Below are 18,864 nucleotides of genomic sequence, written 5' to 3' on the forward strand. Positions count from 1 at the left end.
TCTTAATCTTTAGTATCGTTAGCGTTTTTCTTACTCGCCTTAAAGTCACTGATATTTGCACTGGCTTTACTGGCACTACTGCGTTTGACGTTGGCTTTGTTAGCACTGATACGCGGCTTGTTGGATGCAGTCGGCTCATCGATAATCGCGCTTTCTGTTTCAGTAGCAGTTTCGATGCTATCCACTGGATTTGCTTCAGACTGTTTAGCCGCCGCTTTTTGTGACGTACGTAGATTGGCATTAGTATCTGCTTGTACCTCTAAAGCGCGCAGCTCACCGGCCATTTTATCTAGTACTGCATTAATCAATTTATGAGCATCAGTCGCCCCAAAATGATTGTTTAGCTTCATCGCTTCATCAAGCACGACTTTATAAGGAATCTCTATACGGTTTTGTAGCTCATACGCGCCAATCAACAAGATAGCGTGCTCAACAGTATCTAGCTTATCAACCTCACGATCGAGATGCTGACTGATAAGCGCATCGAGTGCTTCAATTTGCTCTGGGATGTCGCGCATCATTTCATGATAATAACCGATATGGACGGTATGCATGGCATTGGTTGCACGCGTGCGAGCAGCGATATCGTGCGGAGCATTGGCTTTCCAGCCAAGCTTGCCATCTACATCAAAGCGGCGATCAGTGACGAGCCATTCGTATAGGCCTTGCATCGCAAAGCGACGTGCCTTACGGATAGCAGTGTGACTGGTCTTATAAGAAGACTCACTCATATCGAATGTTTGATCACCCGCACTACTGCTCGCTATACGGGTAGCTTCAGCTTGTCCATCATTGGCTTGTGCGGTTTTCGCAGCGCTAATAGCGCGCTTGAGTTGGTCAGTCATAGGGGGTCTGTACCTAAATTTTTGAGATGATACCCAGTCAAAATATAAATTAGCAAAGTAACTTTTTAGCTTTGTTTATTTAAAATTTCAAAGGGTATAGAAATACGGCGAAAATTCAAAAAATAGCCAATTGTTTTGATAGCTGGCTAGTGCTATGAGGTGCTGTTATCACTCAATAGCAGCACCAGTTAAACTAGTAAATTTGAGCTTTAAAGCTTACGCTTCATCGATATCATCAATATCAAGCTGTGACAAAACAGCGATCATTTCTAGTACAACCATCGCAGCTTCAGAGCCTTTGTTGCCCGCTTTAGTACCAGAGCGCTCGATAGCTTGCTCGATGCTGTCAGTGGTGATGATACCGTTAGCAACAGGGATATTATAATCCATTGCCACAGCGCTCAAACCTTTAGCCGACTCGCTAGCTACAATATCAAAATGCGGCGTGCTGCCACGGATGATTGCACCCAATGCCACAATCGCGTCAAAGCGATCTGATTCAGCAGCACGTTGGGCTACAAGTGGTAGCTCAAATGCGCCAGGCACACGAATAACAGTAATATTGCTACCCAATACACCATGACGGAGTAGGGCATCGATTGCACCATCAACCAATGACTCAACGACGAAACCGTTAAAACGACCAACAACGATACCAATGCGAGCATCAGCGTTTTGATGTAGGTTACCATCGATGTGAGTCACGTCGTTGCGCTGCTGTTGTAAATTCGACATAAAAAATCCTTTGCTTAATAAGCGTTCAATTGAAATATAGGCGTCAATAAATAGCTAAATAGTCTGATGCGTTCAATCGACTCGGTCGCCTATTATTTTGGCGTTGCCCTAGTTAATTGAACGAAAATAAATGGTTAGCGCTATGATAGCATTTTTTTGGGTTTTATTTGTATATTACGAGCGTGCTAAAGACGCATCTGTATTCCTTGCGCTGCCATATACTCTTTGGCCTCCAATACCGTGTACTCACCGAAGTGAAAAATACTGGCGGCAAGTACGGCATCTACGCCGCCTTCTAGTACGCCTTCTGCTAAATGTTGCAGGTTACCGACGCCGCCTGAGGCGATAACTGGTACATTAACGCGGCTCGTAATTTGCTGCATCAGCGCCAAGTCGTAGCCTTTTTTGGTGCCATCACCGTCCATCGAGGTGACCAGTAATTCACCAGCGCCCAGCTCTGCCATTTTGCTCGCCCAAGCAACGGCATCGATACCCGTTGGTTTACGGCCACCATGGGTGAAAATCTCCCAACGTGGTACGACAATACCATCGACATTGATATCAGCGACGCGTTTGGCATCGATGGCAACGACGATACACTGGTTGCCAAATTTCTGCGCGGCTTCACCAACGAACTCCGGCGTAAATACGGCTGCTGAGTTAATCGCGACTTTATCCGCGCCAGCATTGAGCAAATTGCGAATATCAGCGATTTTTCGTACGCCGCCGCCAACAGTCAGCGGAACGAATACCGTCTCTGCCATGCGTTCAACAGTATGATAAGTGGTATCGCGCTCATCATTGGTCGCAGTAATATCCAAAAAAGTAATCTCATCAGCGCCTTGTTCGTTGTAGCGTTTGGCTACTTCAACAGGATCGCCTGCGTCTTTGATATCGACAAATTGCACGCCTTTGACCACGCGGCCATTGTCTACGTCCAAGCAAGGAATGATACGCTTTGCTAACATAGGGTCTTTCACCTTATAATCAATTCATAGGCGCTAGTCTAGCAAAATCACTGCTATTTCAGGCAGGTTTTCGCAAGATTATTACGCTTTTCACCATAGTTTTATCATGCGCGGTACAATTGCTGTCATTACCGCATAAATTTATCCTATTTAACTTCTTATCCAATTGCTATAAGTGAGATGTCATGTCCGTCTATACCCAGTTAACCGATGATCAGTTTGCCGCCTTTTGCCAAAGCTTTGGCGTGTCGTTTGCCCGTGCGATTCCGATCACTCAAGGTATTAAAAACTCAAACTGGTTTATTCAAACGACTGACGATGTAGATGGCAGATACTCTTATGTATTTACCTTGTTTGAAGAACGTCCGCCTGCTGATATCGAAAAAATGGCCGTTATTCTTAATCAATTAAATGGCAAGCTACCAGTCGCTGCGCCGCTAGCTGTTATTGAATCAAATAGTTCACAAATGGATGGTGATGATAATCGCTATGTTATCCATTATGAAGACAAGGCAATTACTTTAGTGCCGTGTTTAGCAGGCTCACATCCTGATCAAACCACGCAAGCAATGTGTCATGACATTGGCGCGGCATTAGCGATGCTGCATGAAACGCTACAAGCATTGCAGCCAAGTGAGCAGTACGGCGTGCCTTTGTACCCATGGGCAGATGTGCGCGACCGTGAAATGCAGTTTATGCCAGGTGATGAAGCTAAGCTGATGAGCGATATCTGGCGCTCTTATTCAGAATTACCACTGGCAACCTTGCCAAAAGGCCTATGTCATCTAGATATGTTTGCCGACAATACCTTATGGAATCTACAAAAAGGTGAAGCGCGTTTGACGGGCCTGTTGGACTTCACCGAAGTCAGTGTTGAGCATTACGTGATGGATATTGCCATTACTATCAATGATTTTTGTACCACGTGGGGCGTTGCAGAACAAGGCGAATCCGTTAACTTTGACCGCAGTAAAATGGCAGCATTCTTACAAGGTTATGAGTCGATCCGCCCGCTAAATAACGACGAAAACCGTGCACTACCTGTTATGCTGGCAAAGGCGGCGGTGATTTTCTGGTTATTACGCCTAAATGTGATTCACTACAATCGTACCGAAGGTCGTACGGGTGATAACATCATGGTCAAAAATCCTGATTTGATGAAGCGTCTGGCCGCTTACCATTGGGCACACGTTGAAAAATCGCAAAATACCGTATTTGTACTATTAAACAAACCAGACAATCAAATAGTCGGCGTGTTTAGCAGTATCACCCAAGCTGAGCAAGCGCAGGAAACATTAAATAGTAGTGAATTTGCAATCAAAGAATATACGCTAGATCAATTATCGTAAGCGTTGCTTATTCATTTATTCTAGTACTAATGCTAGTACTAATTTTAGCACCGAAACCTTAGAGGCGACCCCATGACCGATCAAGTTGATAACTGGCACAAACTGGCGCGCTACGATACCAATATGCAAGGTGAGCTGCACGCCAACCTACTACGTAATAACGGCATTACCGTGTCCTTGCAGCCGCTTAGCGCTATCCCAGGTATGAACTCGGGTATCGTTCTCTGGGTAGAAAGTACTGATCTGGCAGAAGCTCAGCGCATTTTGGATACCATCCCAACTGATGGTGCGGCCTTACTAAATGAAATGAGTGATGCTGACTTTGATGCGCTATCTGCTGCTCAAAGCAATGCTCCCCAAGGTAACTCGATAATAGACGACAATAACGGCGGTAATGATTAAATGTGTCAACTCTTAGGAATGAACTGTAATACCCCAACGGATATTGGCTTTAGCTTTGCAGGATTTCGCAAGCGCGGCGGGATGACTGACAGTCATGAAGATGGCTTTGGCATTGCATTTTTCGAGCGTAGCGAATGCAGCAATAATGATAGAATTAACGATGAGACGGCAAATGACTCAACGGGTCTGCGTCTGTTTCATGATAATCGTCCAAGCCATCTATCGCCAGTCGCCGATTTGGTCAATAACTACCCAATCAAAGCCATGAATGTCATCGCGCATATTCGTAAAGCGACGCAAGGACAGAACTGTTTGGCAAACACCCATCCATTCGTCCGTGAAGTATGGGGCGAGCAGTGGGTATTTGCTCATAATGGGCAGATGAATAGCGAATTTATCAAACGCTGTCAGCGCTTACAAGACAATGGCAATGCCTCACATTGTCAGCCAGTCGGTTCAACTGATTCTGAGATGGCATTCTGTTATTTGGTCAATCGTCTAAAGAGTAGCTTTAAGTCACGCCCTGATGACAAGACGCTTTTTAACTTTTTGACCACGCAATGTCGTTATCTATCTGCCAATGGGTTATTTAATTGCTTAATATCGAATGGCAGGTGGCAACTGGCTTATGCGGGCAGCCTACTGTTTTATCTTACGCGCAAAGCACCATTTGGTGAAGCGAAACTCGCTGATGATGATATGGCGATTAACTTTGGTGATGTGACCACAGACACGGATAAAGTTACTATTTTAGTCACCGTGCCACTGACTGAAAATGAGAAATGGCAGCAGCTCGCCGTCAATGAATGCTTAATTTTTCAAGACGGTGATGTCATTTATAAAGACAGCCCAAGTCAGCGCAAGTTTTTAACAGTGGATGAAGGCATTGCGATTGCACGAGCCGTTGGAGCGAGTGTTTAGCGGTTAATGAATATCCAATACTGTTTAAATATAAACTCCACAACACCGCTTAAACTTCTCACCAGATCCACAAATGCACGGTTGCTTTTGGCTGACAGTCATCGCAACCGTCGGGTCTAAGAAATACCAGCGCGCATCGCTATTAGCCTTGTCTTTTACCTTTACGAAAGTAGAAAGTTCATGATGCGCCTGTATTTTTTCTTCTAAACCACTTGTTGTTTTCTCAGGGCTTTTAAAATAAGCTTTAAATTCAACCTGTGCATGACGTTTACCAAGCTTTGGCGTGTGCTCTACGATTTCTAATCCTGCCCAATCGGTTTCTTTTGCCCAACTCTCAATCGCTGCAACATCAAGTAATGCTTGCTGAGCAGGCACTGTGGTTTTGACGATATACTCTGGTTTCACCAATGCAAAGGCACTATAGCGCGTGCGCATAAGCCGTTCGGCTGTCTCCGCTTTTGTACCATCTGCTTTATCAACCTCATTATTATAAAAAGCACCATTATAAAAAGTATCATGATATGGTTGGCAGCAGTCTTGATAGGATAGCGGAGCGTCTGTCGTTTCTGCTGTTAGATTGATTTGGCAAGGGCAAGTATCTGGGTAAGATTGCATGTTTTACTCTACTTTTTGTTTGGGCTTATTCGTTTAGGATTAATAGCCTTATGATAACTTTATTGCAGCATGCTTTTTATTAATTCTGGCAATATACCGACTTTGAGCTGCGCCCATGCGGAAGGCTCACTTAGTCGTGACCAAAACATCTCAAAAGGCGGGGCGGCATACACCAGTAGCGCAAGGATAGTGTATAGAAGCAAATACCACCATTTGTCTTTTGGCTGATAAAACTTCATCGCTGTGCCCGATGAACGTTTCATTTTCATATTGGACAGATTGACGCTATACAGCTCATCCAATGATAAGTGCACCATTGCGCCACCAAATAAAAACAGGCCATAAAACCAGCTGGTCGTCAGTGGTAGGTGCAAGCCATAATAACTTAGGCACGTCAGACCCAGTCCCAGTATCGCCATATACGGCACAGAGTGGATGACACCGCGATGCACCGTCATAGTAGTAAAAATATGAAAAACCACATAACGCATAAAACCGTAGCCCGCCAGCCACAATACTATTAATGCCAGTAAGCTTAAATCACTCCGCCAATGCATGACTAGCCCAAAGGCAAATATAAACGAGGTAATATTAAAACCGAGCTTAATCGGTGTTGAATTATCAGAATCCAAGTCTGGCAGCAATCCACCGATAGTACCAAGCGCCACGCACACCAAAAATCCTGAATCATCAATCAATCCAGCTTTATAAACCGTCAAACTTAGTGTGCCGCTGACCATAAATGCGACATTTAAGTGGGTATTAAAATTTGCCATAAAACTCATTCATCCATAGCGCTCAAAAAGTCCTTTCGAGCGGCGTATCTAGCAGTAAAAAAGCGCACCATGATACCATAGACCGTCCATACGTCTAATAGAGATAGCCCGTAAGAGAGAGCTTCTATGCCTGCCATTGATTTACCAGCCACACTTAACTCTGATACTCATACTAAGCAGCTACCTGTAGTAGAAGGTCAGCTTGATAACAGCTTTGCTGCTATTGATTGGCAAGCGCCTTGGTTGTCGCATATTACTCAATTGAGTTATATCAGCAACACGATTGAACGCCTTAGTCGCTCAAAATCACAGAGAAATAGCTTGGATAATTTGGGTGATTTGGGTGATTCAGAAAGTTTGGATAATGTGAAAAGCCTAGATGAGTACGATATAAATGCTTCTGACATCAATACGCCTGACACGATGGCCAAGGTCTTAAAAACGGCGATGGTACAACAAGCTGATCACTTACGACAGCCGTTACCGCATACCAAACCTGCTTACGACCACAAATCTCAAACGCTACAATTCGTCTCTCAAAATGCATTGCCTGAAGGGGAGGCCTATGAGCATTTCATCGGCACAACTGGCAATATCCCGACGCGTGATAATTTGCATGACTTGTTTAATGGCAGTATTTGGCTGACTTTTCCGAAGACTAAAGCTGTGCTTAATTACTACCATATGCTAGAAATCGCTAAGCAGGGCATTAGTGAGCGCCGAGGGCGTGTGCGCGACACTATTACTGTCTTTGATGAGAATGGTGCAGTGCTAGTGACTTCTGATGCTAATATCGGTAAGGCATTGGTTGATTTTGACTGGCAGGCAAGTTTGGTGAAGCCGCGCGCTAAATGGGACAACCCAACCCAGCCTGATAACAGCGCTCAAGCCGCAGTTTATATCTTTGGCCATGCATTGCTTGAGCAGTTGGTACATCCACGCAAACCTTTATGCGCTCACAGCATTGTCATTCACGTTGCACAAGAATTCTTTACCTTATCGTTAGCTGAACGTATGCACTATTTGGATGACAAGGTTGCCAAATACATGGACACATTGTTATCCAATGATGACGTCAAGCCGCGCCAGCTTGCGCCGTTACCAATTTTGGGGGTACCACACTTTTGGGCAGAGAATGCCAATACTGACTTCTATGAGGACAGCTATGTGTTCCGCAGTGGGCGACGTAAAAAAGGTAAAAAATAAATAGAAAGATATTGCTTAAGAATAGCTCGCTAAACCGTTGTTACGTTTACGATTGTGCCACGATTCGACAACGTCCGGACGTTAACAAAGCCTTGTATGTTTGTTATGGTAAAAGGGAGTTTCTGTTAATCACTACAGATATGATTATCTCTTTTGTTAACACTGACTCATATCAGACAGTTTTGCGAAACTGCGATATTGATTCAAGACAGATCAATCATTTATTGAGCCACCAGTCATACATAAACTTATAATAATTTATGTCCAGGATTTATAACAACGATAAGGAAGCTATCATGAGTGATATTTTTGATGTAAAAGACACCCTTTCGGTTGCTGGCAAGGAACATGCCTACTACAGCCTGCCAAAGCTGACCGAAACTTATGAGCATATCAAGACATTACCATTTTGTATGAAAGTGGTATTAGAAAACCTATTGCGTAACGAAGACGGTGGCCAGTCGGTTGGTAAAAACCATATCGAAGCGGTTGCCAACTGGGATGCAGGGGCTGAGGCGTCGAAAGAAATCGCCTTTATGCCAGCGCGTGTGGTATTGCAGGATTTCACTGGTGTACCTTCGGTAGTTGATTTGGCTGCGATGCGTGATGCAGTTGTCGAGCTTGGCGGTAAGGCTGAGCAGATCAATCCGTTTATCCCTAGTGAGCTGGTCGTCGACCACTCTGTACAGGTTGATGCTTATGGCCGCGAAGATGCGCTAGATTTGAACGAAAAGATTGAATTTAAGCGTAATAATGAGCGCTATGAATTTTTGCATTGGGGCAAGCAAGCCTTTGAAAACTTCGTCGTGGTACCGCCAGCGACAGGTATCGTGCATCAGGTCAACCTTGAGTATCTAGCCCGTGTCGTGATGGCAGCAGACGTCGATGGCGAGCTGACAGCTTATCCAGATACAGTGTTTGGTACAGATAGTCATACCACGATGATTAATGGTATCGGTGTACTTGGTTGGGGTGTGGGCGGTATCGAAGCTGAAGCTGCGATGCTAGGCCAACCGTCATCGATGCTGATTCCACAAGTAGTCGGTTTTGAGCTAAAAGGCAAGCTAACCGAAGGCGTCACGGCAACTGATTTGGTATTACGTGTGGTTGAGATGTTGCGCGCACATGGCGTAGTGGGCAAGTTCGTCGAGTTTTATGGCGAAGGCTTACACAGTATGCCGCTAGCGGATCGCGCCACCATTGCCAACATGTCACCAGAGTATGGCGCGACTTGTGGTATTTTCCCAATTGACCAAATGGCAATTGATTATCTGCGTTTATCAGGCCGTGACGAAGAGCAGATTGAACTGGTTGAAAAATATGCTAAGGCGCAAGGCTTATGGCACGATGCTGATACACCTGCGGCGACTTATTCAAGCAAATTAGAACTAGATCTGTCGTCAGTACAGCCAGCACTTGCTGGTCCAAACTTGCCACAGCAGCGTATCAATTTGTCTGATATGCATGAGAAGTTTGGCGAAACGCTAGAAAAAATGACCAAAGATCGTAAGTCAGAAGTAGAAGGCAAAGTACGCTTTGATCAAGAAGGCGGCGAGCAAGAGCAAGCTGAACACTTAGCGGCTGAACCGAATATCGAAGTTGATACCAGTGATGACAATGCAGGTTACGCGCCAGCAAACAATGTCTTCTCAAATGTCAGCATCGATGACAAACAACACAAACTACGAGACGGGTCGGTAGTTATTGCTGCCATTACTTCTTGTACCAATACTTCCAATCCAGCGGTAATGATTGGTGCAGGTCTAGTGGCCAAAAAAGCGGCTGCCAAAGGTCTTAAAGCCAAGCCTTGGGTTAAGACATCGCTCGCACCGGGTTCTAAAGTGGTCACCGACTATTTAGAAAAGACCCATCTGATGGATGAGCTAGAAAAAACGGGCTTCTACCTAGTAGGGTATGGGTGTACGACGTGTATCGGTAACTCAGGGCCATTATCAGAAGAGATCGAAAAAGGCATTGAAGAAAACGACTTAGTCGCGGCAGCAGTACTGTCTGGTAACCGTAACTTTGAAGGTCGTATTCACTCGCATGTCAAAGCCAGTTACTTAGCATCACCACCGCTAGTGGTTGCCTATGCGCTGGCAGGTACAGTCGATATCGATCTGACGACTCATCCGCTAGGACAGGATCAAGATGGCAATGATGTATTCCTAAAAGATATCTGGCCAACCTCGGAAGAAATTAACGAGCTGATTGCCAACAATATTGATGCTGATATGTTCCGCAAAAACTATGGCGAAGTATTTGATGGTAGTGCCGCATGGAACGCAATTAGTTCAGCGGATAGCCAATTGTATCCATGGGATGAAGGGTCGACGTATATCAAAAACCCACCGTTCTTTGATGGTATGACCATGGAGCCAGAAGGTATCCCTGATATCGAAGGCGCGCGTATCTTAGGTCTATTTGGTGATTCAATCACTACCGATCATATCTCACCAGCAGGTAATATCGATCCAGACTCACCAGCAGGTAAGTACTTGCAAGAGCGCGGTGTGATGGAAGCAGACTTCAACAGCTATGGCTCACGCCGTGGTAACGATGCAGTAATGACTCGTGGTACTTTTGCCAACATCCGTATCAAAAATACCATGATGGGCGGTAAAGAAGGCGGCTATACCTACTACTTCAAAGATGACAGCGCTACGCTACAAGATGGCGAAGAGATGCCTATCTATAACGCAGCGATGAAATATAAAGAAGACAAGCTTCCGCTCGTCGTACTTGGTGGATCAGAGTATGGTTCTGGTTCGAGCCGTGACTGGGCAGCTAAAGGTACGATCTTGCTCGGCGTAAAAGCGGTATTGACCAGCTCGTTTGAGCGTATTCACCGCTCGAATCTCGTCGGTATGGGCGTGCTGCCATTGACATTTAAAGACGGTCAAAATGCAGAGACCTATAAACTAGATGGTTCTGAAGTACTGAGCATCACAGGTTTGAACAATGGCGAGAGTAAAACAGCCACGGTCACGGCTACACGTGCTGACGGAACGGCAGAAACCTTTGAAGTAAATGTCGGTCTACAAACGCCAAAAGAGCGCGAATATGTGCGTCATGGTGGCGTATTGCACTATGTACTACGTCAATTAGCTGCTGAGAGCAAAGAAGCAGGCTAGTAGTTAGTTAAGCTTTATATGACAAAAAGCCCAATCTCCGTCAAAGTAGGGGATTGGGCTTTTCTATGGAAGATGTTTTTTTCTTGTTACTTTACTCTTCAAGCTTTTTCAGTCAACAGCTTAATTCCTAGCCCCATAAATACGACACCACTTATTTTATTCATCATGGATTCAATTTTTGGATTCGCTCTTAGTTTTTTGCTGAACTTTGACGCCAACAGCGCCAAACTCAAGCACCATATAAAGCCTGTGGTGGCAAAAGTCAGCCCCAACATTAAAAATGACAGCATGCCATAAGCATAACTAGCGTCGATAAACTGCGGGAAGAACGCCAAGAAGAATAAAGCGACTTTTGGATTAAAAGTATTGGTCAACACACCTTGCTTATATATTTGCCAACCATCTACAGCCTTTTGGCTAGTCACGTGTTGATCTTTGGATAAATTGTTTGCTATCGAGCTCAAGTTTTTGCTCGTCAGCATCTTAAAGCCTAAATAACATAAATAGCTGGCCCCAATATATTTAACGATCATAAACGCCGTAGGGGAATTGGCAAGCAATACGGACAACCCTAGCGCCGCCAATAAAGTATGTACCAAAATACCCGAAGTAATGCCAAGAACAGAATAAACCCCTGCTGTTTGCCCCTGTGAGACACTACGGGTGATGATGTACATGCTATCCGTACCTGGCGTTAGGTTTAACAAAATAGCCGCCAAGATAAACCCTAGATAATTCTCGATACCAAACATAGCAATCACTTCCCTTTAAGCACGCCAAGCCCTATCATTTATAGTATGTAGGTGCACTTTATAAATACGCTTGTCAGGTCGATATTAACGAGTATTAAATAGGTTGGCAATAGCGCTATCAACAGTAAGCTAGCGGCTATTAATAATAAGCTAACGAAAACAGAATAGAGGATTTCAAGAAACGACAGACATAAAAAAGCCCAGTCACCATATGATGACTGGGCTTTTTTATTGTTCGCTTATTAGTCTAACCTGATGCTAAGCAAAAGTGCTAATAAGTGACGCCGAATAGTGGCGTCCCCAGGGGGATTCGAACCCCCGTTACCGCCGTGAAAGGGCGGTGTCCTAGGCCTCTAGACGATGGGGACGCATAGAGTGTTATAACCAGTGGTTACAACGGTACTTCACAATATCAGATAGCTTATTAAATAAGCATTGCCTAGGTGCTGATATCGTCCTACTAGCGAGTATTTATTATTACGTTTCAGTAATACTGAGCGTTGCTATAAATAAGTATGGTGGAGCTAAACGGAGTCGAACCGTTGACCCCTTGCATGCCATGCAAGTGCTCTACCAACTGAGCTATAGCCCCTCGCTAAGAGTGTGCGTATTTTATGTAAGAGCGGCAGTCTTGTCAACAACTATTTTAAAAATAATTCATAAATATGCAAAAAAAAGTGATTTAGCCTATTTTAAAGGCTCAATAAGCCCAAATTAGCGTGGATTTTGCTTAAGTGCGATCTCTTTGATGGCTTTATCGGTATAAAACTCTTCTTCACTACCATCAGAAAAAATAATCGCACAGCATTCAGTTGGCATATATTGACCACCTTTTTCTCGGATCGTTCTTATACCTTTGACGCCAACGATGTCATATTCGCTCAATTTATCCAGATTATGCTTGGTGTAACCACAGTAAGTGCTGTATATCCATTTTAAATCTTCGAAGTCTTGGCCCTTGGTCAGGGTCAAAGTTGCATCAAACAGTTCTTTTATGATGGCATCATAATATTTCTGTGCTTCTTTTAGGGTATTAAAGACATAATCTTTGCTTTCTATCGTGACGGTTTTGGCGGCCATGTTTATTTCCAATTAAAATATTGAGTAAGAGATTTTTATATTCTGAGAGTAGTAGTACTTATTAACAACGAAAAAAGGGCCAGAGATGGCCTGACCCTTTTACATTCGACAAGTTTAGCTAGTTAACTGTTTAGTAGATAAGTTATTCAGCTTCTAAGCTATTCAGCAGCAGCTAAGAAATCTGGCAATTCTGCCGCTTGTTTCTCAAGTTTTTTCAGTTTCTTTTTACCGAGGCCGCCTAATACATCAACTGCGTGACGCAAGCGAGTCAGAGTCATATCGGCACCGATAATCGCCATAGAGTTCATGACTGGCGTCGATGAGGTGCTACCAGCGATAGCGATAAAGAACGGCGCCATAAAATCACGCATCTTAATATCAAGATGAGCAGCAAGGCCTTTTAGCGTGGCATAGATGTTTTCTTCTGACCACGTTGGTAAGACTTCTAACTGCCAAAGGGCTAATTGCAGCATCTCGATAATTTGCTCAGGGGTGAGTGATTTATGAGTAAAGCTCTCAGCATTGATGTCAGGTAGGTTTTGGAAATAGAAACCACCCCAATTAACCGCATCAGACAATAGCTCGATACGTGGCTGAATCGCCGCTGCGATAGCGGTTAGTTTGTCACTGTTGCTGGCCCATTCAAGGATTTTATTCTTTAGTTCTTCAGGGCTAAGCGCACGTAGCCATTCTGCATTGAGCCAGTTTAGCTTTTCGATATCGAAGATAGGGCCACCAAGCGACACACGCTGAATGTCAAAGCTGGCAATCATTTCTTCTAGCGTAAACTGCTCAGCATCATTGGGCATTGAGTAGCCCATACGACCAAGATAGTTTAGCAGCGCTTCAGGTAGCACGCCTGCATCACGATAGTAGGTGATAGAAGTTGGGTTTTTGCGCTTAGAAAGTTTTGACTTGTCCGGGTTGCGTAGGAGCGGCATATGGCAAAGCGTTGGCATTTCCCAACCAAAATAATCATATAGCAGTTGATGCTTAGGCGCAGAGTTCAACCACTCTTCACCGCGCATCACATGAGTGATTTCCATCAGATGGTCATCGACGACGTTGGCTAAATGATACGTTGGCATGCCGTCTGTTTTTAGCAGTACTTGCATATCGACTTGGGTCCAAGGAATCTCAACCGTGCCACGTAGCATGTCATGTACCTGACAGATGCCTTCGGTAGGTACGCGCATACGAATCACGTGCGGTTTGCCCTCGCTTACCAATTGCTCGGTTTTTTCTGGTGCAAGATGGGCACAGCGACCATCATAACGAGGGGTCTCGCCATTGGCCATTTGTTCAGCGCGCATAGCGTCTAATTCTTCACTGGTACAAAAACAGCGGAACGCATGGTCTTTTTCTATGAGTATCTCGGCGTGTTTTTTGTAGATATCGCTACGCTCGCTCTGACGATAAGGGGCGTGTGGGCCGCCAATATCTGGGCCCTCGCTCCAATCCAGACCAACCCAGCGTAGGGCATCCAAAATCATTTGTTCTGATTGCTCAGTCGAGCGAGTCTGATCAGTGTCTTCGATACGTAAGATGAATTCGCCACCGCGCGCTTTGGCAAAAGCCAAGTTAAATAGGGCAATATAGGCAGTACCTACGTGTGGAAAGCCAGTTGGTGATGGGGCGATACGCGTACGTACAGGGCGCGTGCTGTCAGTAGAGGTTTGCATGGTAAAAGTCTCAAAGTTTGCTATCGATATAAGCTATTAGTATAAATAGCGATGAAAGATATGAAGTCGATGTTAAGAAATAGCGTAAAATATAGCGCTAGTATAACAGAGACATGTGATATTTTTAATGAAAAGCCCTTCTAGTGCTTGACTACAGGTGTATCCTTGCGATAATAATGCTAAGCAAGTCATAACTTGTTTATTTTCATCTAATTACTGGCCAGTATGGTCGTCATCTATTGAGTTGTTTGTGTCCCTATCAAAGTCTAAGCCAAAATCGAAAGCCAGTCCTTCTGCCGCCGCTGATCTCTCTGAGTCAGCGTCTAATCCTTCTGCTGTAAAGGATGCGTCTACGCAAGATGTCGATCTGGATGTTACTCACGCCCGTCATGAGGGCGATATCACGTCTGATGAATTAAGTTTTGTCCATGATGCGGTGCTGCTGCAAGAGACTGTCGCAGCAGTACTGGGTGTAAAATCCTTGCCCAAGCAAACAGAAGGCGACCAACATAGCTTAAATATAAGTGGCATCTACGTTGATGCAACCTTTGGTCGTGGTGGCCATAGCCGACTACTATTAAGTCAACTCGCCGATGACGCCACGCTGATTGTCTTTGACAAAGATCCAACAGCCATTAGTGTGGCGCAAGAGCTGGCAAGCAAAGACAGCCGCGTGCGTGTGGTTCACGATAGTTTTGCGACGTTGACCGACAGTCTGGCTGCTATGGGCATCACTGAAATTGATGGTTTGATGGCAGATTTGGGCATTTCATCACCGCAGATTGATGACGGTAGCCGCGGCTTTAGCTTTATGCGTGATGGGGCAGTAGACATGCGTATGGATACCAGTCGTGGCCAGTCAGTTGCCGAATGGCTCGAGAAAGTCAATGATGAAACGTTGGCCAATGTACTTTATGAGTTTGGCGAAGAGCGTCATAGCCGCCGTATTGCACGCGCTATCAAACAGATGGAGAGCTACGAGTCTACGCTTGAATTGGCAGAAGTCATCAAAGTAGCGCATCCCAACTGGCAACGCGGTAAACATCCAGCCACACAAAGCTTTCAAGCCATGCGTATTTTTATTAACAATGAGCTGGGCGATGTTGATGACTTTTTAGAGCAAAGTATTCCTATCTTAAAGTCAGGTGGACAGCTTGCGGTCATTAGCTTTCACTCATTAGAAGATCGCCGTATCAAGCAGTTTTTGCAGCGACATAGTAAAGGGCAATATCCAGAAGACGAAAACCTGCCAATGCTGCCGAATCGTCCACGCTATTTTAGCAAGCCAAAACGTGTTGGCCCAAGCAAAGCTGAGACGAGTCAAAACCCGCGCGCGCGTAGTGCATGGCTGCGTATGGCAACGCGTACCGACACAGCTTATGAGCAGACAACAAAATCATAGAACAACATGATGCCACAAGTCATAGCTGAATATGATTATTGAGTAGTCTAAGATTGCTAATATTTGTCTAAATGATGCGCAAATGTCCTAATGGCTACGCCACTGTTAAAAATCTGTAAATATTGTCTGTTAGGCTCATCAGTTGGTTTTTATCTGCTTAATAGTTAAATGGTTTTATATAGTACAGCCACTCAACGTGTTTGGTTGTGGTATGGCATATTGATAGTCATGAGTTGTGATGACTTGTGGCTATTGAAGATATTAGCTATTGGCTGTGTTTTTCATATTCGTTTTTTAGGTTTAGGTTTTACACTTATAAGTGTCTTTGGTTTTATATTTATCGATGGTATGACCGAATAATGACACGTTCATCTTTCGCAATCCGTTATCTACTCTATCGTTTACGTTCACCTTTTTGAGATCGTCATGGCAATATCTGACAAACCTGCGAATCGCCGCACTGCTACACCTTATAATACCGATGTCGGCGAGCTGTTCGTGCGCCGGTTTAATGTGGTGAGCATTTATGTGGTCGTGCTACTGCTATTGGCAGCCACGATTGTATGGAGTGGTATCAAAACTGCCGAAGAAGTTCAGCAATATCATCAGGACTACAAAACTTTGCAAGACATGAAAAAACAAGAACGTAAGCTACAAGTAGAGCATCAGCGTCTATTGATTGAGCAGCAAACCTTTAGCGCCACACCGCAGATTGCCAGTCGAGCGGTTGCTGAATTGGGTATGTATTCGCCAACATTAAAGGATAAGCTGATTATCCAGCCTGGTGTCGCTACTGCATTGGTGCCAGTGGTTACGGAAGACTCAGATGAAGATATGTCTGACGTGATTGGGCCACGTGCCTCTACTGACATCTCTCCTGAAGAACCAGCGACGGAGGCAGGACAATGAGTGAGAAAAAGCCTAAATCCACCGCAAAAAACACCAGCAAGAAACCAGCCAGCGGCAAGGTAACCAAACCTCTCCGCCGAGCCAGTGCTGCTAAGTCTGGTCAAACAAGTAGCAAGCCTGATAAAGCTGCAAGTAATCGTAAGGCCAAATTGTTTGGTCGCATCAAAAAAAGCGATACCCAAGGCGCTTATACCAGTGTAAAAAACCGCAAAAGTAAAATGGTTTTTTCGAGCAAAGCGTCAGGTGCGTCTGCTCTCGGTGGTTTCGAACAAGACAAAAACCGTTTTCGTATGGTCTGGGGTCTAGCGCTGGTCATATTAGCGCTACTGATTAGCCGCGCCTATTATATTCAGGTTGCCAACGCACAGTTCTATCAAGACAAAGGCAATGAGCTCATTACCAGTGAGCGCACCCAAAAGTCTTATCGCGGTATGATTACCGATCGTAATAATCTACCGCTTGCGGTCAGCGCGCCGCTCGCGACAGTTTCATTCAGTCCGCATGATTACTCTCGTGAATATTATGAGCTAAAGCGCATTATCATTACCAATCCTAGCAGTCCACAATTACAAGCGCGTATGCAAAAGCGTCTAGATAATATGGATCTAACAAAGCTAGCCGCTGCTGCCAATATCTCGGTCGATGAGTTAAAAAAAGTCACGGCTATTGATGACAGTATCGATGTGACCGATGAAAAAGCCGTAAAAGCAGCTTTGCCATCTGGTGCGGGCTCACACTATTTGCCACTGCTTAATAAGGTCACACCTGAGATTGCCCAAAGCGTCAGCTCACTTGATTTCCCTGGTGTCTACGAAAAGAATTTCTTTCAGCGTTATTATCCACAGCCACAGTCTAATGCGCAGCTGCTGGGCTTTATGGGTCAAAACGCCAAAGATCCTGAAGGCGGCTACGAAGGCCGTGCTGGTATTGAGCGTCAGTATGAAAAAGATTTGGCAGGTGATGACGGAAAAGTACTGGTTCTAAAAGACGCCAAACAAAACAGTCTAAAAGAAATCAAACAAATCGAGCCAGAAGTACCCGGCAAAGATGTGGCATTAACGATTGATTCGCGCTTACAGTATTTGCTATATAAAGAGTTAGAAAAAGCTGGACGCTTACAAAAAGCACGCTGGTCAACAGGTATGATCGTTGACGTGCAAACTGGTGAAGTATTGGCGTTATCGACATGGCCGTCGTTTAACTCGAACAACCTTAATGAGATGACGGGTGAAAATCAGCGTAACCGCGCACTGTTAGATGTGTTCGAGCCAGGTTCGGTGATGAAACCGTTTACCGTGGCGGCAGCGCTAGACTCGGGCAAATATACGCCAACGACTTTGATTGATACCAATCCCGGTTCGATTCGCGTACGTGGCTATACCATTCGAGATCATAATAATTTGGGTATGATTAACATGGCCACGCTATTACAGAAATCTAGTAACGTTGCCTCCACCAAGATTGCGCTATCACTGCCAGCCGATGCTATTAGTAATATGCAACGACAGTTTGGCTTTGGCTCAAAGACTCCATTGCAGTTCCCAGGTGAGGGCAGCGGTTTGATCGTCACGCCAAAAGAAAAAGAAACCTCGCGCCGTGCAACGGTTAGTTATGGTTATGGTCTGCAAGTGACATTGGCACAGGTTGCACAGGCGTACTCAGCCCTAGCAGCAGGTGGAGTCATGCATCCATTAACTTTAATTAAAGATGACAAGTCGCAGCCAAGCAAACGCATTATGGCGCATGAGCAGGCAATGTCTATCGTACAGATGCTCGAGAGCGTGACTGAGCCTGGTGGTACGGCGAAAGCCGCTGCCATTGATGGATATCGCGTGGCAGGTAAGACAGGTACGTCACGCCGCATCAATCCAGATGGTGGTTATTATACGGATCAGTATCGTAACGTCTTTGCTGGTATGGCACCTGCATCCAATCCAAAGCTGGTAGGCGTAATGCTTATTGAAGACCCACGTGGTCAGATTTATGCTGGTCTAACGGTCGCACCTGTTTTCCATAATGTAATGAAAGAAGCATTGCGATTGTATAACGTGCCTTTGGATAAGCCACTAAAAACGGAAGCGCAGTAAG

Annotated in this window: 16 protein-coding genes and 2 tRNA genes; 8 read left to right on the forward strand and 10 right to left on the reverse strand. The window is 44.9% G+C overall.

The window, feature by feature from the left end:
- Positions 1 to 2: 2 nt before the first annotated feature.
- From nusB to hisF, 3 genes are all read right to left on the reverse strand, one after another.
- Positions 3 to 845 (reverse strand): transcription antitermination factor NusB, encoded by an 843-nt coding sequence (gene nusB, locus QL886_RS09285; protein WP_290178500.1) that lies wholly within the window; start codon positions 843 to 845, stop codon positions 3 to 5.
- Positions 846 to 1,061: 216 nt separating this feature from the next.
- Positions 1,062 to 1,580 carry a 6,7-dimethyl-8-ribityllumazine synthase gene (gene ribE, locus QL886_RS09290; RefSeq protein WP_057762077.1) on the reverse strand — a complete coding sequence of 173 codons (519 nt, stop codon included), beginning with the start codon at positions 1,578 to 1,580 and terminating at the stop codon, positions 1,062 to 1,064.
- A 185-nt stretch (positions 1,581 to 1,765) separates the two neighbouring features.
- Positions 1,766 to 2,548, reverse strand: a complete 783-nt coding sequence (gene hisF, locus QL886_RS09295; protein WP_101205985.1) for an imidazole glycerol phosphate synthase subunit HisF — start codon at positions 2,546 to 2,548, stop codon at positions 1,766 to 1,768.
- Positions 2,549 to 2,733: 185 nt separating this feature from the next.
- Here hisF and QL886_RS09300 point away from each other — a divergent pair, with 185 nt between their 5' ends.
- The 3 genes from QL886_RS09300 (at position 2,734) to QL886_RS09310 (ending at position 5,220) form a co-directional block, all read left to right on the forward strand.
- Complete coding sequence (locus QL886_RS09300) at positions 2,734 to 3,897, forward strand: homoserine kinase (protein WP_290178501.1); 1,164 nt, start codon at positions 2,734 to 2,736, stop codon at positions 3,895 to 3,897.
- Between the two features lie 72 nt (positions 3,898 to 3,969).
- Complete coding sequence (locus tag QL886_RS09305; RefSeq protein WP_290178502.1) at positions 3,970 to 4,299, forward strand: hypothetical protein; 330 nt, start codon at positions 3,970 to 3,972, stop codon at positions 4,297 to 4,299.
- Entirely contained in the window at positions 4,300 to 5,220 is a 921-nt protein-coding gene (locus QL886_RS09310) for a class II glutamine amidotransferase (RefSeq protein ID WP_290178504.1), read from the forward strand. It begins immediately after the preceding gene.
- A 24-nt stretch (positions 5,221 to 5,244) separates the two neighbouring features.
- Here QL886_RS09310 and QL886_RS09315 read toward each other — a convergent pair whose 3' ends face one another.
- Positions 5,245 to 5,835, reverse strand: coding sequence for a YchJ family protein (locus QL886_RS09315; protein ID WP_290178505.1), 591 nt, complete (start codon positions 5,833 to 5,835; stop codon positions 5,245 to 5,247).
- A 59-nt stretch (positions 5,836 to 5,894) separates the two neighbouring features.
- Positions 5,895 to 6,611, reverse strand: a complete 717-nt coding sequence (locus tag QL886_RS09320; RefSeq protein WP_290178506.1) for a metal-dependent hydrolase — start codon at positions 6,609 to 6,611, stop codon at positions 5,895 to 5,897.
- A 126-nt stretch (positions 6,612 to 6,737) separates the two neighbouring features.
- Between QL886_RS09320 and QL886_RS09325 the strand changes: the two genes are divergently transcribed.
- Both QL886_RS09325 and QL886_RS09330 read left to right on the forward strand, forming a co-directional pair.
- The gene (locus QL886_RS09325) at positions 6,738 to 7,817 is read left to right on the forward strand and encodes a DUF3025 domain-containing protein (RefSeq protein ID WP_290178507.1); all 1,080 of its coding nucleotides are present in this window, start codon (positions 6,738 to 6,740) and stop codon (positions 7,815 to 7,817) included.
- Positions 7,818 to 8,113: 296 nt separating this feature from the next.
- A complete protein-coding gene (locus tag QL886_RS09330) occupies positions 8,114 to 10,951 on the forward strand; it encodes an aconitate hydratase (protein ID WP_290178508.1) in 2,838 nt (945 codons plus the stop codon).
- Positions 10,952 to 11,049: 98 nt separating this feature from the next.
- Here QL886_RS09330 and QL886_RS09335 read toward each other — a convergent pair whose 3' ends face one another.
- From QL886_RS09335 to gltX, 5 genes are all read right to left on the reverse strand, one after another.
- Entirely contained in the window at positions 11,050 to 11,703 is a 654-nt protein-coding gene (locus tag QL886_RS09335) for a LysE family translocator (RefSeq protein ID WP_290178509.1), read from the reverse strand.
- Positions 11,704 to 11,995: 292 nt separating this feature from the next.
- Positions 11,996 to 12,071: transfer RNA gene (locus QL886_RS09340), tRNA-Glu, on the reverse strand.
- 148 nt (positions 12,072 to 12,219) lie between these two features.
- A tRNA-Ala gene (locus tag QL886_RS09345) sits at positions 12,220 to 12,295 on the reverse strand.
- A 122-nt stretch (positions 12,296 to 12,417) separates the two neighbouring features.
- Complete coding sequence (locus QL886_RS09350) at positions 12,418 to 12,783, reverse strand: hypothetical protein (RefSeq protein ID WP_290178510.1); 366 nt, start codon at positions 12,781 to 12,783, stop codon at positions 12,418 to 12,420.
- A 158-nt stretch (positions 12,784 to 12,941) separates the two neighbouring features.
- Positions 12,942 to 14,465 (reverse strand): glutamate--tRNA ligase, encoded by a 1,524-nt coding sequence (gene gltX, locus QL886_RS09355; protein ID WP_290178511.1) that lies wholly within the window; start codon positions 14,463 to 14,465, stop codon positions 12,942 to 12,944.
- Positions 14,466 to 14,865: 400 nt separating this feature from the next.
- Here gltX and rsmH point away from each other — a divergent pair, with 400 nt between their 5' ends.
- The 3 genes from rsmH (at position 14,866) to QL886_RS09370 (ending at position 18,863) form a co-directional block, all read left to right on the forward strand.
- A complete protein-coding gene (gene rsmH, locus QL886_RS09360) occupies positions 14,866 to 15,867 on the forward strand; it encodes a 16S rRNA (cytosine(1402)-N(4))-methyltransferase RsmH (RefSeq protein WP_290178572.1) in 1,002 nt (333 codons plus the stop codon).
- A 426-nt stretch (positions 15,868 to 16,293) separates the two neighbouring features.
- On the forward strand, positions 16,294 to 16,776 hold the full coding sequence (locus QL886_RS09365; protein WP_057762053.1) for a cell division protein FtsL: 483 nt from the start codon (positions 16,294 to 16,296) through the stop codon (positions 16,774 to 16,776).
- A complete protein-coding gene (locus QL886_RS09370; RefSeq protein ID WP_057762051.1) occupies positions 16,773 to 18,863 on the forward strand; it encodes a penicillin-binding protein 2 in 2,091 nt (696 codons plus the stop codon). Before QL886_RS09365 ends, QL886_RS09370 begins: the two co-directional genes overlap by 4 nt.
- Position 18,864: the final 1 nt, after the last annotated feature.

This window comes from Psychrobacter sp. APC 3281, assembly GCF_030407815.1.
In the GTDB taxonomy this organism is placed as follows: domain Bacteria; phylum Pseudomonadota; class Gammaproteobacteria; order Pseudomonadales; family Moraxellaceae; genus Psychrobacter.

Excerpts from the sequence above, each read along its gene's own strand:
- hisF (WP_101205985.1), bottom strand. The coding sequence starts at position 2,548 with ATGTTAGCAAAGCGTATCATTCCTTGCTTGGACGTAGACAATGGCCGC.
- QL886_RS09305 (WP_290178502.1), top strand. The coding sequence starts at position 3,970 with ATGACCGATCAAGTTGATAACTGGCACAAACTGGCGCGCTACGATACC.
- QL886_RS09365 (WP_057762053.1), top strand. The coding sequence starts at position 16,294 with ATGGCAATATCTGACAAACCTGCGAATCGCCGCACTGCTACACCTTAT.
- QL886_RS09370 (WP_057762051.1), top strand. The coding sequence starts at position 16,773 with ATGAGTGAGAAAAAGCCTAAATCCACCGCAAAAAACACCAGCAAGAAA.
- QL886_RS09310 (WP_290178504.1), top strand. The coding sequence starts at position 4,300 with ATGTGTCAACTCTTAGGAATGAACTGTAATACCCCAACGGATATTGGC.
- QL886_RS09315 (WP_290178505.1), bottom strand. The coding sequence starts at position 5,835 with ATGCAATCTTACCCAGATACTTGCCCTTGCCAAATCAATCTAACAGCA.
- QL886_RS09320 (WP_290178506.1), bottom strand. The coding sequence starts at position 6,611 with ATGGCAAATTTTAATACCCACTTAAATGTCGCATTTATGGTCAGCGGC.
- QL886_RS09335 (WP_290178509.1), bottom strand. The coding sequence starts at position 11,703 with ATGTTTGGTATCGAGAATTATCTAGGGTTTATCTTGGCGGCTATTTTG.
- nusB (WP_290178500.1), bottom strand. The coding sequence starts at position 845 with ATGACTGACCAACTCAAGCGCGCTATTAGCGCTGCGAAAACCGCACAA.
- ribE (WP_057762077.1), bottom strand. The coding sequence starts at position 1,580 with ATGTCGAATTTACAACAGCAGCGCAACGACGTGACTCACATCGATGGT.
- QL886_RS09325 (WP_290178507.1), top strand. The coding sequence starts at position 6,738 with ATGCCTGCCATTGATTTACCAGCCACACTTAACTCTGATACTCATACT.
- gltX (WP_290178511.1), bottom strand. The coding sequence starts at position 14,465 with ATGCAAACCTCTACTGACAGCACGCGCCCTGTACGTACGCGTATCGCC.
- QL886_RS09350 (WP_290178510.1), bottom strand. The coding sequence starts at position 12,783 with ATGGCCGCCAAAACCGTCACGATAGAAAGCAAAGATTATGTCTTTAAT.
- QL886_RS09300 (WP_290178501.1), top strand. The coding sequence starts at position 2,734 with ATGTCCGTCTATACCCAGTTAACCGATGATCAGTTTGCCGCCTTTTGC.
- QL886_RS09330 (WP_290178508.1), top strand. The coding sequence starts at position 8,114 with ATGAGTGATATTTTTGATGTAAAAGACACCCTTTCGGTTGCTGGCAAG.